Genomic DNA, 21,001 nt, shown 5'->3' with positions numbered 1-21,001 from the left:
TCAAATAACTTAAATACCTTAAAAACAAAAACCCCGCATTAGTCTGCGGGGTTATAATTAGTAAGTATGCTTAGTAAGTTTTTATAAAAAACTTTCACCACTTTGTTTAATTGTAACTGTTTGAGCCTGAGCACTTTTCAATAACAGTCCACAGCGAACATCGTTTTTCGAAATTACAATTTTATCAATAGCGCTTGTATCGTAATCCACTACTTTATTTTCACAGCGAAGCTGTACTTTAGATAAAGGCTTGTCAGTTTTTAGTTCAACTTCACTTTTAGATAATAAAGGTAAAACAGCCTGCTCAGACTCAAGCAATATTTGCTGATTTATATCACCCGAATTTTTATATATATCGTTCACTTGCGCTAATAACTGTGCTTTATTTTGCTCTGAAAAGGTTATAGATTCTATATCGCCCAATGCCTCAATCGCATCATAAGCGCGCACATAGTCTTGCTTTGATATAAACCACTGTAGTGCATTTTTAATCACTCGCTTTTTAATTTGATCGGGTAAGTTACCCCTAAATAAAAACGCTTCATAAATATGCTCATCAAAGCTTTTCCAGTCTTGTACAAAGTAGCTGTGCTGACTTTTAAGCCACGCGAGTAAAACTATTTCAACCGTATTTTTAGTATGCTCGTTTTCAAGCTCAGTAATATACGTTTTAGCTTCATCGAACTTTTTCTCATCAATAAGCTGGCTGGCTTTCTCATAATCGTTGAAAAACCCTGGAGATGCCTGATCATTAGAAAAACTAGCGTGTACATTTTGTGAGCTTACCGTAATAGTTTTAGCTGAAGAAACAGCGCCGCCATTAAGTTGTGCACTTTTATAATTAAGTTTAGAAACGTAATCGATAGCTTCTCGCTGATATTTTTTTTGCCCTGCCGTGGCCACAATTTCGATATCACTTACCTGCCCGTTTTCATCAACCACGTAGCTGCTTAAATTAATGCCTTCTAACCTTGATGCACGCGGTGACGTATTAGTGAGCTGGTCGTAATTTTTATTTATCACCTGTGCTGGTACAAAGTCATCTGCTGAAACTGATAGATGAGTAAAGGTTGAAGCTAGAGAAAGTGCGAGTAAAAGTTTTTTCATCGATTTATCCATCCTAGATTATGTTTCTATTATAAAAACAAATCTAGCCTATAAACGCAAGGTAAGAAACAACAAAGGCGACTATTTTTTAATCGAAGAAAACCTCAGCGAGGTAAAATTTAAACATAAAAAAAGGCGCTTTAAGCAGCGCCTTGGGATTCAAGTATGTGTGCTTAAAACATATCTTTTTAGGAGCAGTTCATCTAGGATTTTGAAATCATTGAGTTTTTAACTATCTCAACTTTTTTGGGGTCATCAAGGGTCCAAACAGGTTTAGCGTCTGGAATGAATTTCCCATACACCCTACGAATCATTGCGGTATCAGTATGCCCTAAATGGGCTGCAACTGTCGACTCAGGTTCACCAGCTTTTAGCATCCAACTAGCAAAGCTGTGTCGAGTAGTGTAAGGCGCTAGGTAGGCTAAGCCCGCCTTGTCAAGTATCCTTTTCCAATGTTTGGTGGTGAAGAGTCTTGACGACGTGTAAGGTTTCCCCAAGCTCGTCACCCAAGCCCTCTCGGAATCGTGACTCCGCAATTCTTGTTCTAAGGCCAATCTCGCGGAGGACGGAAGGTATATCTTTCTTGCTCGGCCACTCTTCGGCGATTGTTCGTCGCCGTACTGGGTTAAAGTGCGTTTTACAATTATATACGGTAGACATATGTCCTCTCTCCTTAATGCTGCTGCCTCCCCTGGTCTTAAACCAGACCAGAAAAGAAAAGTAACTAGTCGCTTACGGTTTTCGCTTGAACAAGCCTTTACTATCCGCTCGGCTTCATCAATAGTGAACACCTCATTAGCCTCAATACCTTTACGTAGCCCCTCAAGCGTTAAAGCCTTAGACTTTGACTCTACTGAGTCAAGCATGGGGCCAAACCTATCTTCCTCAAGAACAAGTGCTCTTACTGCGCGTGTCACTGCGAAACGTATAAGCCACAGTCTAAAAGTCGCTATCTCGGGGGACGGCGATTTACTGATAATACCCTCCCTGAGTTCCATAGCCTCTTTTGGTGAGACATTTGCCGCATCTATGTGGCCGTAGTTCTCTATCACCCACTCCGCCCTAATACTGTATGAATTATGGGTAGAACCCTTAACGCGGCCTTTTTTGGCCTTGATGAAGTGTTCCCTGATAATTGGCCCCAGCATCCGCTCGTCTTTTTTCAAACTTGGGTCGTTCGGGAAATACTGTGACAAATCAAATTGACCTAAGCTAATATCTCGCCTAATGGCGTTCAACATTTGCTCTGCGGCCTTGATATTTGCCTTCGTCGGTGGTATTCCTAATGATCGTTTCCACTGGTTCTTTTCATTCGGTGGGCGAAACGCAATACGCAGCTTGTCTCTGTGTATTGTTATACCCTTGGGTAATTCTAAATCACTCATATGGTCATACTCCTGATAGTGATTACCCCCCGCTATTAAGATTAAAGTACGGGGATCTTTGTGTCTACGTTTTTGGCATAAAAAAGCCCCGCCTAGAACACTAGGCGGGGTTATAATCTTCTTGCGCTACTTATCTTCCAGCGCTTCTTTGACAATTTTGTGTAGCTTGTCGTCCCACTTAACCTTTGTCTTTTCAACTAGGATTCCCGACAACGTTAGGAACAGCTTTGTAAGGAACTTGGTTGTTAATAGACGTGCTACTAGAAAAGCGAAAAATTTAGGCACTTTCCACCTCACTCGTTTGCTCGACAACAGGTACAGCCTCAACCAATTCGGCTAAACTCTGCCCCTTGAACCCGACACGCTTTGCGATAGCGCCTAGAACCTCAGACAGCCCACGCTGCTCGTCCTGCGCATCTAGGACACGCGCCTTTAGTCGAATAACCTCAGCTTGTAGCTTTTGTACTTCATCCATTATTCAACCCCGATCACTTCTGTCCTGCAGTGAAGCTCCGCCGCTTCTTCCGCACTTAGCCCGCTGTACTGTTCGGCTGGTAGCGCATAGCTAGCGAAATCCGCATTGTACGTTTCAGTGTCGATTAGGATATATGGCGCTGCACCATTATCCTTTGACGCCTGCGACGGCCAGTAGCCAATGCGGTAGTTAAGCGAAAAGCTTGCGTTTTCCGACTCAATCGTGCCATTACCCTCGCGAATATCATATACATACGCTTCGCTTGTGTTCGCCGTAAAGTCTGAGCGGATAACCTGAAACACTGCTGCTTCAAACTCAGTACCCTGTGGGTCTGTAAATGCTGCTGTAAACATTTTTAAGCCTCTTATTATTAGTGAGCCACGATTATAACGCGCTACTACTCACTAAAAAAGTAGTATCACTGTTAAAATATAGCTACGTTCCAACGGCGCGTACGGTAACACTGGCAGAAGTGCTCAGCGTCTTATCAGGGTAATTCTTGTGCCTAGCATACATTGTCACTGTGCAGATAACCCTAAATTCTTCACGTTTTTGCGCTGTAACTGTGACACTCACCGACTTGTTCGATGATGACCAAGTGCCTGGGCTACCGGTATTTGACGATAGCTTGGGTTTTACAGCGGGGTTAGTCGTCCCATAGCCACTGCCGAACTGGTAGCTAAGCGTGTACCTGAACTCCGCGTTGTCCTTGATAAACTTACTATATCCCAAATCCCAATCGTCAACTTCACCGCTCCAAATGTTCCAGCCCACGCCCACACTCCTTGTGCCATAGGAAGTGCTCAGCTGGCGGAAAGGTTTATCCGACGGGTGGACAGCAATAAAAAATGCTGTGGCCGCACCCCTAAAGTCGGTAATGCGCAAATCCCCTGACGTTGGGATACCTGAATTGGCAGCCATATCGGGGACGTTCCGCCCTTTCCTAAAGTAGTCTCTAAGGTTGCCGTCCCCTCCGAAAAAATTTTTAATATCAAGTAGCGATATACTACCCGACGTATGCCCAAGGCTTATAACATGGTGGCTTGCGGGGACAAGCTCTCGGTCGGTGCTTAGGCTAACAGTGTACGTACGGCTGCCTATCCGAACCGTTACTGTCTTAGTGGTAAAAGCTTCGGTCGGTGCTCTATACGCGATCTGGAAGTCTCGACGGTAAACGGAGTTCATGAACAAGTCCGTCACCCAATTACCCTCAAAGCTGCCATCTATGAGTCTAAAACGCACTTCGGGGTTATCGCTGCGCAAGTGCACCACCGTTCTATCCTCTGTCGCGAGCCTATAGGTTTGGCTCACCACGAACTCATTTGCGTTGAGCCCCGAATATGATGTATCTATGGTGCTTGGCGACATCCAATAGGGGTTCGGCTTATCTATTGACGAGACGACCTGTATTGTGAAGCTCCGTGTCGACTTATTCGACGGGTCATACACCTCTAGCTGGTCAGTGCTAATTGGAGCATTACTCTTAACATAGTACGTCTTAGGTGAGCCATTCTCCACTACGGCCGTGGACGTACTTGTCCAATAGCTGCTAGAGAACCCACGAACATGCAGCGCCGTTAGGCTGCTGATATTAGCAAACCTAACGATAGTGCCGCGCTCTACGTATATGGTGTAGGGGACGTCGTTTAGACGCCCTCTATCAATCTCGATTTCAATGGTATCAGCCATTACTTGCCTCCAATTTATTAACTTTAGCTGTAAGCTCTTTTACGGCTTCAACAAGAAGTCCAATCACACCATTATGAGCGACTTGGAGCGTCCCATCAGTCTCAGTCACCGCCTCCGGTAGCACTTCCTGCACTTCCTGCGCGATAACACCAGCAGACGGTCTATCTTCTAGGTCATTACGAGTGTACGTGTTGCCCGTCAACTTACAGACTTTCTCTAGGGCATCAGGGATAGCCTTGATGTTGTCCTTAACACGTCTGTCAGAAGTCGCTACGAAGTCAGGCGCGTACATCGTCCCGCTCGCTGTACAGTTACCTCTATAGTCCATACGGAAATAGCCATCAGTACCATTGCTAGTCCGCGAATTGGTGTACGAAAAGAAACCGAAATAACGATTACCTAACCCACCTACTGACCATGTGTAGCTAGCGTGCCTCTGTCTTATCGCGGCAGCATACGAGTCCGTTTTTACCGCGTCAGAGTTGTAGACAGCCACTTGAGTACTGTCACGCTGAGAGATCCATGAGCTACCGTTGTTATCCCTACGGAATCCTTGGTTTGCATGGACTCCACCTGTAGTGCGGATAGACGATGTGCTGCCATTCTCGATGTACAGCATTTTATTACCATACGCACGTATCCAAGTGCTATCCGTCATGCGCCAGCCGCCACCGTATGAACTAAAGTAGATACCTTGATCACCTTTAGTGCGCACCCAAGTGTCGCTGCCATTTAGTATCGTATGGCCGTCCTGTTTCAGTCCTCCTTGGGCGTCCACAGCGCCTGAGAACTTAACAGTTTGACCACTAACGTCCACGTTCACGTAATCAGAACCATCGTACCAAGCATGTTTGAATGCCCTTGTCCCTCCTGATGTAGTTTGGCCATACCAATGCGCTCTACCTTCGTCCCCCTCGTCCCGTGTGTCTACTCGCTGATTAGCGCCATTGCTTGAAAATATACGTATGATGTTTCTAACGTACATAGGCCCAAGGAACACAGTAGATGAATTAAAGGTTGTGGTGCTGTACAGGGTCGTTGAACCGTCCTGCTTTGCGCTAAATATACTCTTAGGTGCGCCCTGATTAGTCGACTGTATGAGTAGCGCATTATCATTTCCGCCCTTAGAGCCTTGGTACACGAAGTAGAACCCGTAGTCACCTATGGAGTTACCTATGTACATGCTAACGTCGGCGCTATTTTGCTTAGTAGAACCGCCAAGCGTAAGAACCGTACCTGTCGCGTCTATCTGTTGTCCTGCGGTGAACACGTTTGCACTAGACTTTTTAGCGACAGAGCCTGTGTTGCCGTTATGCCACACACGGCTGCCGTTCACCTCCAACTCTTTATTGAAGTAAAAAGCTGGACGATCAGTGTATATGTGCGCGTAACTTGTATTCGCGGGGCCAAAGTCAATGTAACCACTGCCGTTTTTTGATGTTATACCGCCCCAAGAGTTAGAACTTAGACCCGTATGGCCGTGGTCACTACGAGAGAAAGCGGAAGCATGGAGGCCATCTAGCTTATCAGCATTACTCGCGTTGACTGCGGTAGCTGTCTTGCCCAGATATTTAGATGACAATGATGTACCACCTTCAGTAATACTAGGAGCAGATAAGTTGTGGTTAAACGCAGCTTCCCCTGTTCTATTCAGTTGAAAGGCTATATCACCACCATCATACCTAAAACCCAACACACCGTTTTGGTGGTCAAACTGCCAGTAGTGATTACTGTAAGTTGTGTCTACAAGGTTTAACTGAACATTAGTGTGTCTAATAGTCAGTGGACCCTCGATTGACCCGCCTTGGTCACTCCGCAGGAACTGACTTGAGTTAATCCCATCTAGCTTATCAGCATTGCTCGCATTGACTGCTGTAGCGCTCTTGCCAAGGTATTTAGACGATAGCGCAGTCCCGTTCTCATAGAAGTTAACTGAGTGGATCTCTTTGAACTTCCAAGTGCTAGTGCCTAGTTTGCTATTTCCATTACTGTAAGGGAGTAAGCCTCCGCTGGTAGCTGGGACACGCAGCCAGACGTTAGAGGCCGCAGGATTATTGCCAGCGAACATGCGCGGGTACGAGCTATTCCCCTCTGTGTCTAGTGACACAAAACTTGGCTTTTCCTTAACCTCAGACCAGCGAACGTCCGTAATGAAACCACCACTAGACACCGTAGGCTCAGACACAGAGATTGAGAACTTTAGCTTATCCGCAAAGTTGTACGTGCTTGTGTTCGCAGGGCTAAAGCTCATGTTTGTGATGATGAACTCGTACGTGTATTCGTTGCCCTTTGTCGGTGCAGGCAAGATTACTTGGTCCTCGAACTTGAACGACGAGCGGTACATGCGTGTGCCACCGTCCTCGGTCGAATAAGTGATAGTCGAACTCAAACGAATCTTAGACTGGCCGCTAGTGAAGTTGTAAGGCGCACCATTTAGCTTCATCTCAAGGTCAAACTGTACGTCTTTACGGTTAACCTCATTCGGACCGACCACACTGATTGTCATGGTTTGGGCGCTACCGCCTGACTCAAGCGCAGGGACAGTAATCTTCTTACCTTGGCCTATGCCAGTTGCTGAGACAGACTTAGTACCGCCTTGAATAGTTGCATCCGGGTTCACACGAACGATGCCATCTTTGAACGAAGGGTCAATCATGTGCTCTCTAATAGCACCCGCTGGCACTGAAATGTCGTTAGACAGCACTGTAAGGCCATCTACCGCTAATCGACCACTATCAATTGTTTCCGCAGAAAGCTTTTGAATCATGGCTTCATCAAGGTACATGAAGCTTCTATCTTCTGAGAAGTAGAACGGGAACTTCGTCTTGCCCGCCTCTGTACTAGGGTTCCAGCTAGGAGGAACGATAGCTATTTCATCAGCTTGGAAGTACAACTTACCGCCAGCATCAGCACCACTGCCCTTAGCTAGTAAGTGGATACCCGACACCTTACCGTTAGCATCGGCCTTTATCACACGTTCAGCCTTTAGCTCACCTGTTTGTTGGTCAACATAGGCTTTAGACTCATCAGTGACAGCAGCTAGCGCACCACTATGGCTACTACGACTGTAAACAATGTCACTAATATATACCGGTGGCATAGTACCACTACCACCAAGTTGCAAGAACGGAGCTAGACCATTGTAGCCGCTGGCTGTATGCGTGTACGTTCCTTCTACGTATACCCACTTACCTGAGCGGTCAGACGTGCGGATAATCGTAGGCCAACTTGACTGCTCCACGCCGTCAAGAACTTGCCTAAAACCAATGTTAAACGAAACATTAGTGTCCGTGGTATATACCCACGCCGATATATACACCTTGTCTCCGACACTTATCGGGAACTTAGCGTTGTAGTCATAGCAATCACGAGACGTAAGTTTTAGGACGTACGGGCGACCCGACAATGTAGGGATGCCAACGGCCTGCGTTGAGACAACACTACCAGAAGTCCAACCACCACGGCTTAGGTTAGAGCCGAACACGCCACGGGTTACAAGGTTCGCACGGCTAAAGCTAACCTCATCGACTTTTGTTGCCATTGTCTCCGTCGTGCTTTCAAGGGTGCTGACACGCGACGTAACCGCAGTAACTTTGCTGTAAGCCGAATCAGCTTTAGCCTGTGCAGCATTTGCTTTGCTCACCCCACTATTCGCGGTGTTTTGCGCGTTGTTAGCCTTAGTAGTTGCAGAGTTCGCCGTAGACTGCGCTGCATTTGCTTTATTAACACCGCTGCTAGCTGTGGTTTCTACGTTTGTTAGACGTGACGCATGGCCTTCGCTTGTTTCTTCTAGCGTCGAAACGCGGTTAGTAACAGACGTTATCTTCGTATTGGCATCATTTGCAGACGACTGCGCTGCGTTAGCCTTGCTAACACCGGTGTCTGCCGTGCTCTGTGCGTTATTGGCCTTAGTGACCGCTGACGTGGCTTTTGTTTCAACATTCGTTAAACGTGACGCATGCCCTTCGCTGGTTTCTTCCAGCGTAGAAACACGGTTAGTTACCGCTGTAACCTTTGTATTCGCGCTGTCCGCCGAGTCCTGAGCATTATCCGCCGAAGTTTGCGCAGCATTCGCCTTTGATACACCACTATTTGCTGTACTTTGCGCTGCATCTGCTTTTGATACAGCAATCGTGGCCTTCGTCTCAACATTAGTTAAACGTGACGCATGGCCTTCGCTTGTTTCTTCCAGCGTAGAAACACGGTTAGTTACTTCGCTAACGCTTTCATTCGCCACATCAGCAGAAGCTTGGGCGGCGTTAGCTTTATTAACACCCGTTGTAGCTTTGGTTTCAACGTTTGTTAAGCGCGTTGCATGACCTTCGCTCGTCTGCTCTAACGTAGATACCTTAGACTCGGTATCGTCCGCTTTCGTTTCAACGTTCGTAAGCCGAGTTGCGTGAGTTCGCGTCGTCTCCTCAAGAGCAGCCGCACGGTTCTGAGCATTGGTAGACCTCGTTTCTACAGTAGATAACCTTGAGGCATGGCTTGACGACGTAGACTCAAGTGATGCTATCTTAGAATCCGCTTCTTCTCCACGCGTTTCGAGTGTTCGGATCAAGCTAGCATTCTCAGCATCGGCTTCTTCCAGCGTTTTGATTGTAGCGAACGATTCACCGTCCCAAACACCAAGACTAGACAAGCGTGTAGCCTGTTCGTCCGACGTTGACTCTAACGAAGCTACACGTGAGCGAGTGCTGCCGTCATTAGTCTCAAGCACAGCGATTTTTTGCGCTTGTTCATCAGTAGTATTTTCAAGCTGCGTGATTGACGAACCTTGCTCGCCACTTAGGCTAACTAGATTTAGCAGATCATTCTCGACCTCGCCAATAGACTCATTTAACGAATCCACTGAGCTTGAGAAGTCTACTTGTGCGGTTTGGAGGGCTTGGCTGAGCGCCACATCAGCAGCTTTTAAGCGAGAATCAGCGTCCGCCAAAGCTTGCTCGACTGTAGACAGGCCATCATTAACATCATATAACGAACTATTGTACCCGTCCTGTTTCTCTAGTATTTCTGCTAAGACTTCGGGGTCTACGTCTTTACCGTCCGCACCTTTGATTAGGGACCAATCATAAAGCGACGGGTCTGATAGGTCAGGTTCTTCCGTTCGTTGACCTACAGCAAAGCCTATGTATTCTTTGCCTTCTGGGGAAAGGCTAATACCATTGCCGAGTGCATCATCAGCGTATGCCTTCCAGACATGGTAGGCTGGACCTTGAGCCTCAGCAGCTAGGTCTATCAGGTGCCAAGCACCGTCTAACCTCGCATACAACGCGATGTGGTCGTTCCACACCCCGTTTTGTTTTATTTTTATTGACGAGACTCGTTGCCAAGTCCCGTTTATTTTTATAGCCGACATTGCGGTTTTCCATTAGGGGGCTGCGACAATCCAAATGTCACCATCTTTACCCTGCCCCGCGCTAGGGGCTGTAGTAGAGACAGTAACGCGATTACCTAGCTTCTCTAATGTATCACTGACTTGCGCTGCAAGTCGTGTGTTTGTGGTTGCTGAAACACTGCGCATAATACCATATAGCACGTTGCTTTTTGTAGCTAAGTTATATGGTTTATCAATGCGAATTGTCGAGTCATCAATAACCTCCATTACCTCATAAACACGGGTATCAAGGACGAACATATCACCCTCAGAAGGCTTGTTTGCAGCCGACGCCCAATATGTGCCGATACCCTCAATAATATCGCTATCTTTGGTTAGGTTAACAACACCTGTTCTGTACCATTTACTCATAAAATTTTACCTCTAGTAGTGAAGGCCGGACACGTCCTTAAACGTGCTACCCGTCTTAAATACGTCCGCAACAATCGCTGACTGCTGCACTAAAATGTGATCGTTTACGTCTGGCCTAAGCTCCACGGCAAACGTATGCTCCGCAGTGCCTTTAGGGATATGGCAGCCCAATTGCACTGTCACTGAGCCTTCTTCCTCAACGTTGTGTGAATGGAACTTCTGCACAACCGAGCCATCAAGCCTCAGATAAACGTCAAAGTTACTCGTAGAGCCACCGCCGCCTTGGTGGTCTAGTGCTATGCCACTAACAACAAGTACGCGTTCTTCGGTAGCGCCTAAAAGACCAGGGGCGATTGTTCCTTCGATTAAAACAAACACCTCGCTCGGTCCAACTTCAATCTCGCGGTCAACAACGATTACCGTACGGTCAACTATGTCGCCCTCGATGTTCTGCGCGTATAGCGTGCCCTCTATCTTGCAAGACTCGTCAATACGCACATTTTCAAGGTATCCGCTTTTGGCCGCTAAGTTACCTTCAAAAAAGCCGTCGCGTGTTCGCATGATCCCATCTTGGCTAACAGAGAACTTGTCACCAATCGTCAACTTAGCCCCATCAATCGAACCACCCGTAATGCTGGGCGACGAGAACGAAAGGCCGACCTTTACGCGCTCTGCAACGATGTTTGAAGCAAGAAGGCTGTATATCTCTGCGTCTTGGATGAACGCCTTGTCGATAACCGTCTTGCCATCTTTGACGATGAACGGGAACACGTTTTCATTACCGCCCGTTACCGCAAAGGTCTGCGAATCAACAACAAAACTTGTCTTAGTGCCATCATTGAGGAAGCCCACGCCACCTTGTAGGCCAGCAACATTTGTTTTCACACCCCATTGTGCTTCATAAGCTCCGCTTTGCGACGCTGTAGTGCTCGCCAATTGCTGTAGGCTTACGTTTGTGCCGTTGTAGTCAACAGTGAAGTTTCTAATCGCCTGTGCGATAGCACCCTCCGAGCTACTTAGCACCGTATCGAACTCACTGATTTTTGAGTCGACTATGTTGCCAAGGTCATTCTCCCACTTAGACTCAAGCTCTTGGATACGCAGCACATAAGCCTCGTCAGCGTTTACCGCTGCATGAATGCCGCCCGACAAACGCGCGTAATTCTTTGCAAACTGCTGTTGGATGCTCTCTGTCTGCGTGTGTTTAGACAGCGCCTCGCTCATAGCTTGTTCGGCAAGCATATCGCTAAGTGAAGCGCTCCCGTTGATCAAATCTGCAAGACCTGAATCACCTAAACCACTGCCTTGCAACGTTCGGTTTATCGTGTCCATTATGCTTAGGTCGCTGCGCAGCCACTTGAAGTTATTGCTATCCGTAATCTCTTCACTGAACTTGACCAACACTTGCTCTGGACTTTCTGACGTACTCGCCCGTGTACCTTCTGGCGAGCTTACGTCACCTGCTTGGTAATCACGGTTTAAGTGCCTAGCCCAATAAACAAAAGACCTAGCAGGCTCAGCCAAATCTGAAAAGAATCCAGTGGCCGACGCGCCAACGTACTCAGCCTCGCTGAATACAGGCGTGGCCGTTGGGTCATCCGTTACGTCAACACGGTATATTTCGGTGGCCGCGTACCAATCGGCTTTTGGCCTATCCCACTCAAGACCCACCATATTGAACATACCGAACGCCGCGAAGTTTGTCGGCTTCGTCGGCATAGGGTCATTAAACGCCGTAACAACGCCTGTAGCCGACTTTGTAGCGATAGACGATAAATCATCAGTCCCTATCGACTTTTTTAAGTCTCTGAACGTAACAGCTCGGTCTAGCGCGTTACCACGCCCCATACCCGCTTGCACTTGGACAGTCTCACGCAGCGAGTTAAGGAACTGCGAAACAGAGCGGGATACGTCTTTAGGTACAGGTGGTAAAGCTCGACTCATACAAGCTCCTCCGGTGATTGCGCAAGCTGAATGTCGCGAACCTCTAACTTGGCCGCTTGGCTAATCGGCTCAACGACTGTACGCCAACGAAAAGCACGGCTATTGAACGGCAAGTAGAAGAACGAAGGGCTTTCAACAAGCTTTGTGTAGCCAACCGTTTCACCTGTTGAGGCATGGTCATATTCCACACGAACTTTAACGGGGTAAGTGTTAGCACGCACCTTAGCGATATTGAAGCAAACAGGGTCATTGAACAGATATGTTTTTGACTCCCAGCCTAACTCCATGAACCCGTCCTCTGACGAATCGAAAAGCATCAACTCGCGGGTATCACTGTCAACGTAAGCTAGGTCATTCGTCTCTTCTAACTCAACAAACGACTCAGCTCTTAGGTCAACCGTTCTGATGCCTGCATTTGGGTCTAACGCATCAAACACGAGCGTTTTATCCACCGTAGGGCAACGAACAAAGACTTTATTGTCATAGTTACCAAGTATCATCGTGCTAGGGTCAAGCTTGCGCCACGCATCATTGTCAATGAAACCGGTGCTCACGTTAGCTATTGAATAGCCCTCGATACGGTGTAGCCCCGTTTCGCTGGTGAAGTAGACAGCGCCCGCAACTTCGGTCGCCCCCTGCGGACTTGAGCAGGGAACTGGGTCTGCCAGCCTCGCTGCATCCATCGACTCAGGGTGAACGCCTTGCACCACGTAAGGTACGCCAGTTGTCAGCACAACAAGGTTTGAACCCGAAGTCTCAATCGTCACAATGTCCTCTTGGAACACCTTGTAGTATTTGACAGGCCACGCGTAGAACGCATCTGGTTCAGCAAAGCACAAGATTCGTTTGTTGTGGCCTACGAGAATATCTGAACCCATAACGACGACCTTTTGCATCGGTCCATTCGGGTAAAGCTCCGCATTCAAGTCTGGTGCGCCAACCCAATCCTCGTTGATAGGCGAGTCCAACAAGTCACCGCTGTATGTGGTGTCTGTGTATGTGCTCTGCGTCGCTGGTATCTCTGCAACGAACTGGTATACAGCCGTACCCGAGCTAGCTAAGTTGGTTCTGAATACACGGATTTTGGCATCTGTCCCACGCAACGGGTCAGTTAGCAACAGCGTATCTGGCGGTGTTGGGAAAGTAAGCGTAACCGCAGTCGTATTGACGTACTCCCATTCACGGATTTTCACTATATCCGTAGGGTCGGCCAACGCGCTTAAACGCCCCCAAGCATCAACATAGCAGTACGAGTACGCAACTTCTGAGTAGTCATACTCACTGTCCTCTGGGTCTTGGGATGGCTTTAGGCCAACGATGCCGTCACCATCAGTGTCACCCGTTGAGTCTACGCCTTCCTCTTGTGGCTCGTAGTACCAATGTTCCGCGTCACCGGTGATCACAGAATCTATTTTCTCTGGCACAGGCACATTAAGCGGGTACGTTACCGCAGGATAAGGACCGACTCCCTCCTCCGCGTTCAGGTTGTAAACCACTCTAGGCTCACTATTTGCCGACGCGAACAGTGCGTAATCGTACGCATCATTCTTGAGCGGTGCATTAACCGCGTAGGTGATCTCAGGCCACGTAAACCATTGGTCACGGTACTTGTGCATAGACTTCGTGTCGCTACGGCCAAAGCTGCCCAATGACGTAGGGAGCGCCCACGGTTCAAGAATGCCTCTTTCTGACTTGGTGTTATTCGACACCACAGAGTAACCATCTGGCAGTTGTTCCTCGTCAAACTTAGGCGCAGTGCCTAGAAAAGCATTAAACAAGATTTTCATTAATGGTACGTCCAACTAACAGGTTCACCCGACACGCGCCAGTCGATATGCAGGAACGAGTTGGCAAAGCCGAAGCCTTTAGCCCCAAGTTTTAGAGCAAGCTCGACAATCTGCATTCGTTTTACGCCCCACGGCACAAGAATATCAAAAGCGACACCTTTGAAGTGTTGACCAGGACTCGCCTTTTTTGACTCTTCTGGGTGTCTTGCGCAACGGTACGCACTACTTAGGCCAAGTGGTCCAACTTCATCACGTATTCTCTGCAACATGCGCAAAGCATACGGATCACATTCATTTGGCACCTCACCCTTACAAAAGTCACATTTACAGCGTAGCTCCGAAGGCTTGAAGTTTTTTGTTCTTGGTTCTGCCATGAAAAAGCCCCATAAATATTAGTATTACTTATGCGGCATTATAACAGTATTACTGTTTTATTTAATTAAATTCTTGACCGACTCATTGATAGGCTTAGCCATCCAAGGTATCTGGTTTGCCAGCGGGACAACACGACTCGGTTGCATTTCCAGCGTAGCCACATCGACAGCGAACTGTGCAGTCGGACCCAAAGCCGCCACTACGGGGTGATTACCATACGTTGTACCCGCGTAGATAGACTCGGCCATCGTTGCGGGACCAAGTAAGCCAGTAGCAGCGAGGACACTGCCTCCCCAATCAGCTATATCGCGCTCACCCTGCCACTTAGGGCGACCAAACGGGTATCTGATTTGCTCACGTATAAGCTCCGCAACAAGTGCTAATGGGAGCGCAACCGCCGCCGTAACAGCGACCGCTTTCCAAGGGTCAACACTTGAACTCTTGTCCTTGAAGCCTTTAGCCAACGACTTGTGTACGTTGTCGTAAAAGCCGTAGAAGAACTTTTTAAGCGTAGTAACAAGCAAGAAACGCGGGTCATTCGCCACAAGCGGTAACTGCGTAGAACGTGGGTTAGTCACGGCCTCATTAACGAACTTGTGAACTGCATCACGGTAGCGTTTGCCAGCAGGACTTGTTAAGTCTGCATCCGACGCGAACACTTTAACATCCGCCGCAGTTACACCTAGCTCTTTTAATCGTTTTTCACCGTCTGTCCCGTCCTCTACAGCACGCACAAGGTAGCGCTCAGCAGCCTTAGTCGCTATTGCACGCGTCATTTTGGTTACGTAATTCTGGCCGTTGTATTTGAACACGAACGCTTGCACACTCTGCGACACACGCCCCATTGTTAAGTCGTTCATATTATACATTTCTTGTAGCGAGTGCTCGATTGCATCATCAGTGATAATGTCAAAGTCTCGTGCGACCTTAAACATTTTCTCACGGCCAACGCTAGTCAACACGCTCTTTGCATCATCCAGCATACCATTAGTATCACCGCGCATACGTGCATAAGTCGCAGCAACCTCTGGCACACTCGCTAGGCCAGTGAACCACAATACCGTAGCCGACTGAAAGGCCAGCGCCGCAGAGTTTGCACCACGTAAGACAGGTGACATATTCATGCCCAAACGCCCCGTTACGCCTTGGTACAACTTGGCGAACTCCTGACGATTGCCTGAATGCACCTCGCCCTGAATGCGCTCAAATTCAGCATTTGAATCCCACTTGCCATTTTTAGTGCCGCCATGCGTTTGATTCCACGCAGCCCAGCTAGTCGACGAGTTAACAAGGCGCAGTAGGTGTCTAGGCGCATCAGTATCCGCGAACCCCCCTTCCTTCAACTTATCGTAAAGTGGCTCTAGCACCTTGCGGCCTGACCTTGGCGGGTTAGACAGCTCTGGCCTAATGGCGAACTCTGGGTAGCCCCGACCATCAAGTATTGAATCAAGCACCGCCTCTGGGTTCTTAACGTCCGCCTCCCGCAGTATCGACAAGAAACCTTCCCTATTTCGCTCAACAGCGTGCAAGTCTAAATGAACCTTAGACAATACCGGTTTAAAGTTTTTGTCGTGTTTCTTAACGTAAGTATTTAGTTTTGAGATAAAAGCTTCGTACTTGTCGCGTTCTGGGCTTTTAACCTTTTTCAGTGAGTCCTCATAGCCCTTTTGGATAGCCTTGTTATCGCCAACCTCTTTGCCAATACGTGAAGCGAAATACTCCGTGTCATTTCTCTGGATCGACGTGAAGCTATCAGCTCTCGCTGCGGCCTCTGGGTGAATACGGTTTAGCCTAGTACGCGTCATTTCAAAGAAACGGAACATAGATTTCTTGGCTAGCCCTCGATTACGCTGCACGACTTTTTTCAGCTTGCGGTTAAGTTGAATTTTACGGCCTTTGCTCATGTCCGTGCCTTTGCCAACCTCTGTGTCCCTATAGCTTTTAAGCGCGATTTCAGCTATATCTAACTTTCGCTTAGCCTCTGCGACTAATTTAGCCTTTACGTCGATGCCCTCTGGCGAAGTTCTATCCGGTCTTTTTTTAGCTAGCTCATAATCAGCCCTAGCCGCTTCAACGCTTTCCTGAAGTGATCGCCTAACAGCTGTTTGTTTGCCCGCACCTATCTTGGCTTTACGCTTAGACTTATGCAAAACACCGCGAGTGCTGTTCACCATAGAGACGTCATCACGGTTTGCCAACTCGTCATCAATACGCTGTGTTTTGATCGTCAACTCCCCACTGTCTTTAGCCGCTTGTTCGAATTCTTTGTCGAACACACGGTTTTTAGCGTCAAGCAACAACTCATCACCGCGCTCCTCAGTGATTTTCCCCTCATTAACTGAGTCGGCAATCAATGAAGCAATATCATCGTAAGACACTTCATCGCGGTACACATTGCCTATATCTTCCGGCATCAAGTCAGACAGCGTACGGTTAGCTCTTAGGTTATGCTCTATTGACGAAGTAAGAGCAACCAGCTCTTTAGGTAGCAAATCACCAACCGCTACGGCATTCTCAGCCGCTGCAATGATAGAATTGAACTCAGGCTTATCTGATAGCTTAATCCCTATTTTACGGAGCGTAGCGCGCTGTTCTCTGTCAACATGCTTGGGCTGGACAACATCAATTTCCTCGCTACGTTTTTTGCCTTTGTAGTTTATGCCATTTCGGATAGAACCCATTGTCACTGAGGCCAGCTTATCGCCATCGACACGGTACACAACGGCGCTATCGCGGATAGTGTCTAGGTTAAAGCTGAACATAGGGCGACCATCGCTAAGGCGTAGCTCTGCCAACGCTGAGATACCACTTAGCACCGCAGTTGCAAGCTCCTCGTTCACTTTTGCGTCGCCGTCATTTAGGTCGATTTTATCTTCACGTAATACCCAGCGTGTAACTGCATCTAGGTCGACATTCAACGGTTTGCCCGATTCGTTGTCACGGACTACAAGACCCCGATCACTTCGTTTATCACCCGAACGTGCGCGAGCTGCCCTGTATAGCTTATTGCTTGCGAACGAGTTACGAGCCACCGATGCCAGGCGCTCGCTAGGTGTCATCTTGGCCTCACCAATAGTGGCCTCTTTAGGCATAATACCCGTCTTTTCGAGTAGCTTACCGAACGCCTCAAAATCTTCATTCTCAAGGTGCTCCTTAAGTCGGTTCACCGTGCCTTTCGACAAGTGGCGGGTATCTGGTCGCTTTTCTTGGTCGCCATAGGTAAATAACGGCTTGCTTGTATCGAACTGATCGAACTGGCTGTCCTTCGTCGTTTTTTGGTTATCAATAGGCTTGCGCTTACGGGTCCGCTTAGGTAGACGGTCGCCAAGTGCTGCCTCGCGCTCTGTAGGCTTAACCGTTTCACGCATGAACTTAACAAGTGCAGCGTTATTCATGCCCTTGATTTTCTTTAGCTCTTTGTAGACACGCTCGGCCATTTGCGTTCTACGGGTGTAGTTGGCCGCAACTTCTAGGTCGTTATCACCGGTGTCCACAACACCTTGAACGTCACCGACATTTCGCTCATCACCATTTTCATCACGCTCAGCGTAGGCGACTTGCTGGTCTGTTCTTTCGCCTAACTCACGCTGCGACTTAGTTGCTGCGGTCTCGTCATACATAGAGTCAACGGCTTTACGGAATGATTGAATGAACTCAAACTTATCAACACGCGCCTGTAGCTCGTCAATCTGCTTAGTTATCGCTTCATTATCAGCGAACTTCTCACGTTGTTTTAGCGTGTTAAGCGCAGTATCGGACAATTTAGCTGGGTCGACCGCATCACCATCTTTGACGAATTTAACGTACTGCTCATGTGATTCAAGCAGCTTGCCCATATCCCCGTCACTCGCTGTACGTGTGCCAAGCTCTTGCTTAAGGTATTCAACCTTACCCTCAGTGGTAGTGGGCTTCTGCGCCTTTTTCTTAGGCTTAGCCACATCGGGTTTTGTCCCCGCGATACTGCTATCAACAATCTTGTTAAGTAGCGTGAGCTTGTCGGCCTCAATAGAGCCCGTCGATTCAAAGTCATAGTGCTGGCCTACCTCGGCTAACTGCTTAGCGTTCTTAGCCACCTCGACTGCGAAAATGTCACGCGCGGCCTGAGTATTTTTGCCCTTGCCCTCTATGACACTTCTGATTCTAACCTTGAGCTTGTCCTTTGCATTATCGAGCATAGACATAGCCTCATCGACTTCCTCTTTACTCGGCTTACGGCCTTCTTTAATCCAATCTGGTGCGCTTTTTACGACACCTTTTGGTTTTTCTTTTGGTGCCTCACCTTTTGGGATTTGAACTGTCGGCGCGTTCTCGATTGATTTCTCAACTTGCGCCTCTTTTTTGATACGTTCACGGTTCTTAACTCGGTCGCGTTTGATTTTGACGTAGTCACGGAACATAGCGCGACCATCGAACTGATTAGCATTGCGGTACACAATGTTGTTGAACTCTGGGTTAATAGCGCCAAGTGCCGCTCTTAACGCGGTGTCTGTGCTTTCTTCCTCAGCCTCGGTTAAACGGTTACGTTCCTGCTCAGTTAGCTTAAGTTTGCCATCACGAGACAGGCGAACAACCTGCTTGAACACACGAGCAAGCGCCTCATCACCACGCGTTTTATCGTAACCGCCACTTAGCGGTGTACTTGCGCCATAGTGACTATCAGCTGCGTAACGCGCCAATTCTTCGTCAGTAAGTGTCCCATTATCCACAAGCGCACCTATTTCAGCCTCCGATAATGGCTTGCCCTTCGGCTCAAGTATTTCGCGCAATTCGTCGTAACGGTCGCTACTTAGGTTAGGTACATCGCGTGCGGTGAGGGAATCAAATTGGCCTTGGCCTACAACGCTTGGCTCATCATCACCTTCCTTCGCATTGGGCTTGCTTTTAGGGCGTTTCTTAGCCGCTCGTTCAACACTCTGCTCAAGTGCATCATCGCCTGAGAACGGTACGCCGTCGTCCTCAACTTCTTCCACTGTGTCAGCCCTCCAGCCCTCGGCATCTACTGTTTCACCCTCGGCATCAGCACCTTTACGTGCTTGGTTGTACTCGCGCATAAAGCCAACGGTATTACCCGCTGTAGACGCGATACCACCCATAGCACCACCGCCGATAACAGCTCGGATACCTGCTTCAACAGCATCACGCGTTTCTAGTCGCCACTCATCATCACCCACTTCCGTAGCAATGATTTCGTCTGTAATCACTTGTGCTGTTTCAGTTACACCCTCAGCCGCAGCACCGATTGCTGTAGTGCCTAGAACGTCTTTAAGGCGCTTAGCCACAGACGGTTTAGCAAGGGCATCCAGAACTGGTTTCACCGCCTCATCAGATAGGCCACTAGCTTTTAGCGATTTGCCAAAAACAGCAACAAAAGGCAGTGCATTTAGCGCAGCGCCAGTGACACCTGACAACGTTGAAGCTGCTGTATGTTCACCTTCGCCAGTGCTATCTAAGCGGTTTTCCATTGCACCCGCAGCCTGTACGAATCCCGATACCGCAGGACCAGCATATAGGCCAGCCTTAGCCCCTTTCATAAGCGCCCGACCAGCGGTAGCTCTCATAGCCCCCATTAAGCCAGCACCCGCAATCGCGCCTGAACCACCTGTCGCAGCACCGATTGCCACAGTACCCGCAGTAGCTAACGCATCAACTATAAGACCAGGGGCGGCTTCGCCAAGAGTTTCGACCACATAGTCTAAAGCGTCACTAAAGCCCTCAACTTGGTCAACATTCTCGAACTTACGCTTGTTCAAGGCCGCATCTACACCATGCCTGCGAGCAATTTGTCGGCCTTCCTCGACCCATTCGTCGTTACCTACCATTTCACCAATGTAGTTAAGCGCACCGCCTAGTGAAGCCTTAGTCTCGTCAGTACCACGCTCGAATGCGCGTTCGAACGTTGAGCGACGGTCATACACCTTTGACTCAAGAATAGCGTTTTCCCACGGCTTGAACTCATCGTTGCTCTCACGAATCTTCTGGCCTACTTCATTCATCTTCTCGTCGCTTGACGGGGCAAAACCTAGCGCTCGACGTGCGATACCAAGCATTTCAGCCTGCGTACCGTCAACACTTCTGTCTGGCGCTGCTGCACCTGATTCCACCATGCGACCCGCAATGTCGTTGCCATTTTTATCATAAACACGCGACAATGAGCGGCCATAGTTGCCTCGTTCATCACCACTTACAACGTAGCCACCTTCATCAAGCAGGCCCTGCGTTACGGCCTGAGCGTCATCTGCGTTCGGGTGCTTGTCGCTACGCCAATCATGCGGTTTTTCAACGGTATTGAAGCCCTCAAAACGCGCGTCTTTTTGCTCCCCAATACCACCACTGTCGCCATCCCGCAGCTCAACATCATCAATCGCACCCTCTGGTTTGTTCTTGGCAAAGTCACCTCTGCCCTCGCCCCTTCGGATTAACTCATCTAGGAAATTACTCATACTTATAAAAAAATCCCTAACACTCTTTAGTGCTAGGGATTTTAACA

At 48.3% G+C, this 21,001-nt stretch carries 11 protein-coding genes; all 11 read right to left on the bottom strand.

The features are described 5' to 3' along the window. Positions 1-81: 81 nt before the first annotated feature. The gene (locus PESP_RS07900; RefSeq protein WP_089347544.1) at positions 82-1,107 is read right to left on the bottom strand and encodes an energy transducer TonB; all 1,026 of its coding nucleotides are present in this window, start codon (positions 1,105-1,107) and stop codon (positions 82-84) included. Between the two features lie 203 nt (positions 1,108-1,310). Continuing rightward, the gene (locus tag PESP_RS07895; RefSeq protein WP_089347543.1) at positions 1,311-2,492 is read right to left on the bottom strand and encodes a tyrosine-type recombinase/integrase; all 1,182 of its coding nucleotides are present in this window, start codon (positions 2,490-2,492) and stop codon (positions 1,311-1,313) included. Positions 2,493-2,769: 277 nt separating this feature from the next. Continuing rightward, on the bottom strand, positions 2,770-2,967 hold the full coding sequence (locus PESP_RS07890) for a hypothetical protein (RefSeq protein WP_089347542.1): 198 nt from the start codon (positions 2,965-2,967) through the stop codon (positions 2,770-2,772). Next, a complete protein-coding gene (locus PESP_RS07885; RefSeq protein ID WP_089347541.1) occupies positions 2,967-3,320 on the bottom strand; it encodes a hypothetical protein in 354 nt (117 codons plus the stop codon). The genes PESP_RS07890 and PESP_RS07885 overlap by 1 nt, the downstream gene beginning before the upstream one ends. Before the next feature lie 82 nt (positions 3,321-3,402). Further along, a complete protein-coding gene (locus tag PESP_RS07880; RefSeq protein WP_089347540.1) occupies positions 3,403-4,656 on the bottom strand; it encodes a hypothetical protein in 1,254 nt (417 codons plus the stop codon). After that, complete coding sequence (locus tag PESP_RS07875; protein ID WP_099052189.1) at positions 4,649-10,018, bottom strand: tail fiber domain-containing protein; 5,370 nt, start codon at positions 10,016-10,018, stop codon at positions 4,649-4,651. The genes PESP_RS07880 and PESP_RS07875 overlap by 8 nt, the downstream gene beginning before the upstream one ends. Positions 10,019-10,030: 12 nt before the next feature. Then, on the bottom strand, positions 10,031-10,408 hold the full coding sequence (locus PESP_RS07870) for a hypothetical protein (protein WP_089347539.1): 378 nt from the start codon (positions 10,406-10,408) through the stop codon (positions 10,031-10,033). Positions 10,409-10,420: 12 nt separating this feature from the next. Next, a complete protein-coding gene (locus PESP_RS07865) occupies positions 10,421-12,352 on the bottom strand; it encodes a phage tail tip fiber protein (protein ID WP_089347538.1) in 1,932 nt (643 codons plus the stop codon). Beyond that, a complete protein-coding gene (locus PESP_RS07860; protein ID WP_089347537.1) occupies positions 12,349-14,139 on the bottom strand; it encodes a hypothetical protein in 1,791 nt (596 codons plus the stop codon). The genes PESP_RS07865 and PESP_RS07860 overlap by 4 nt, the downstream gene beginning before the upstream one ends. Continuing rightward, positions 14,139-14,513: a D-Ala-D-Ala carboxypeptidase family metallohydrolase gene (locus PESP_RS07855; protein ID WP_089347536.1), complete on the bottom strand. Its 375-nt coding sequence runs from the start codon at positions 14,511-14,513 to the stop codon at positions 14,139-14,141. Before PESP_RS07855 ends, PESP_RS07860 begins: the two co-directional genes overlap by 1 nt. A 57-nt stretch (positions 14,514-14,570) precedes the next feature. Further along, positions 14,571-20,954, bottom strand: a complete 6,384-nt coding sequence (locus PESP_RS07850) for a hypothetical protein (RefSeq protein ID WP_125939509.1) — start codon at positions 20,952-20,954, stop codon at positions 14,571-14,573. Positions 20,955-21,001 lie beyond the last annotated feature (47 nt).

The sequence above is a fragment of the Pseudoalteromonas espejiana DSM 9414 genome, assembly GCF_002221525.1.
In the GTDB taxonomy this organism is placed as follows: domain Bacteria; phylum Pseudomonadota; class Gammaproteobacteria; order Enterobacterales; family Alteromonadaceae; genus Pseudoalteromonas; species Pseudoalteromonas espejiana.
This window is presented reverse-complemented; position numbering and strand designations above follow the sequence as displayed.

Bases quoted from the DNA above. Each gene is read 5' to 3' on its own strand.
- PESP_RS07870 (WP_089347539.1), bottom strand. From the start codon at position 10,408: ATGAGTAAATGGTACAGAACAGGTGTTGTTAACCTAACCAAAGATAGC.
- PESP_RS07860 (WP_089347537.1), bottom strand. From the start codon at position 14,139: ATGAAAATCTTGTTTAATGCTTTTCTAGGCACTGCGCCTAAGTTTGAC.
- PESP_RS07895 (WP_089347543.1), bottom strand. From the start codon at position 2,492: ATGAGTGATTTAGAATTACCCAAGGGTATAACAATACACAGAGACAAG.
- PESP_RS07850 (WP_125939509.1), bottom strand. From the start codon at position 20,954: ATGAGTAATTTCCTAGATGAGTTAATCCGAAGGGGCGAGGGCAGAGGT.
- PESP_RS07865 (WP_089347538.1), bottom strand. From the start codon at position 12,352: ATGAGTCGAGCTTTACCACCTGTACCTAAAGACGTATCCCGCTCTGTT.
- PESP_RS07900 (WP_089347544.1), bottom strand. From the start codon at position 1,107: ATGAAAAAACTTTTACTCGCACTTTCTCTAGCTTCAACCTTTACTCAT.
- PESP_RS07855 (WP_089347536.1), bottom strand. From the start codon at position 14,513: ATGGCAGAACCAAGAACAAAAAACTTCAAGCCTTCGGAGCTACGCTGT.
- PESP_RS07890 (WP_089347542.1), bottom strand. From the start codon at position 2,967: ATGGATGAAGTACAAAAGCTACAAGCTGAGGTTATTCGACTAAAGGCG.
- PESP_RS07875 (WP_099052189.1), bottom strand. From the start codon at position 10,018: ATGTCGGCTATAAAAATAAACGGGACTTGGCAACGAGTCTCGTCAATA.
- PESP_RS07885 (WP_089347541.1), bottom strand. From the start codon at position 3,320: ATGTTTACAGCAGCATTTACAGACCCACAGGGTACTGAGTTTGAAGCA.
- PESP_RS07880 (WP_089347540.1), bottom strand. From the start codon at position 4,656: ATGGCTGATACCATTGAAATCGAGATTGATAGAGGGCGTCTAAACGAC.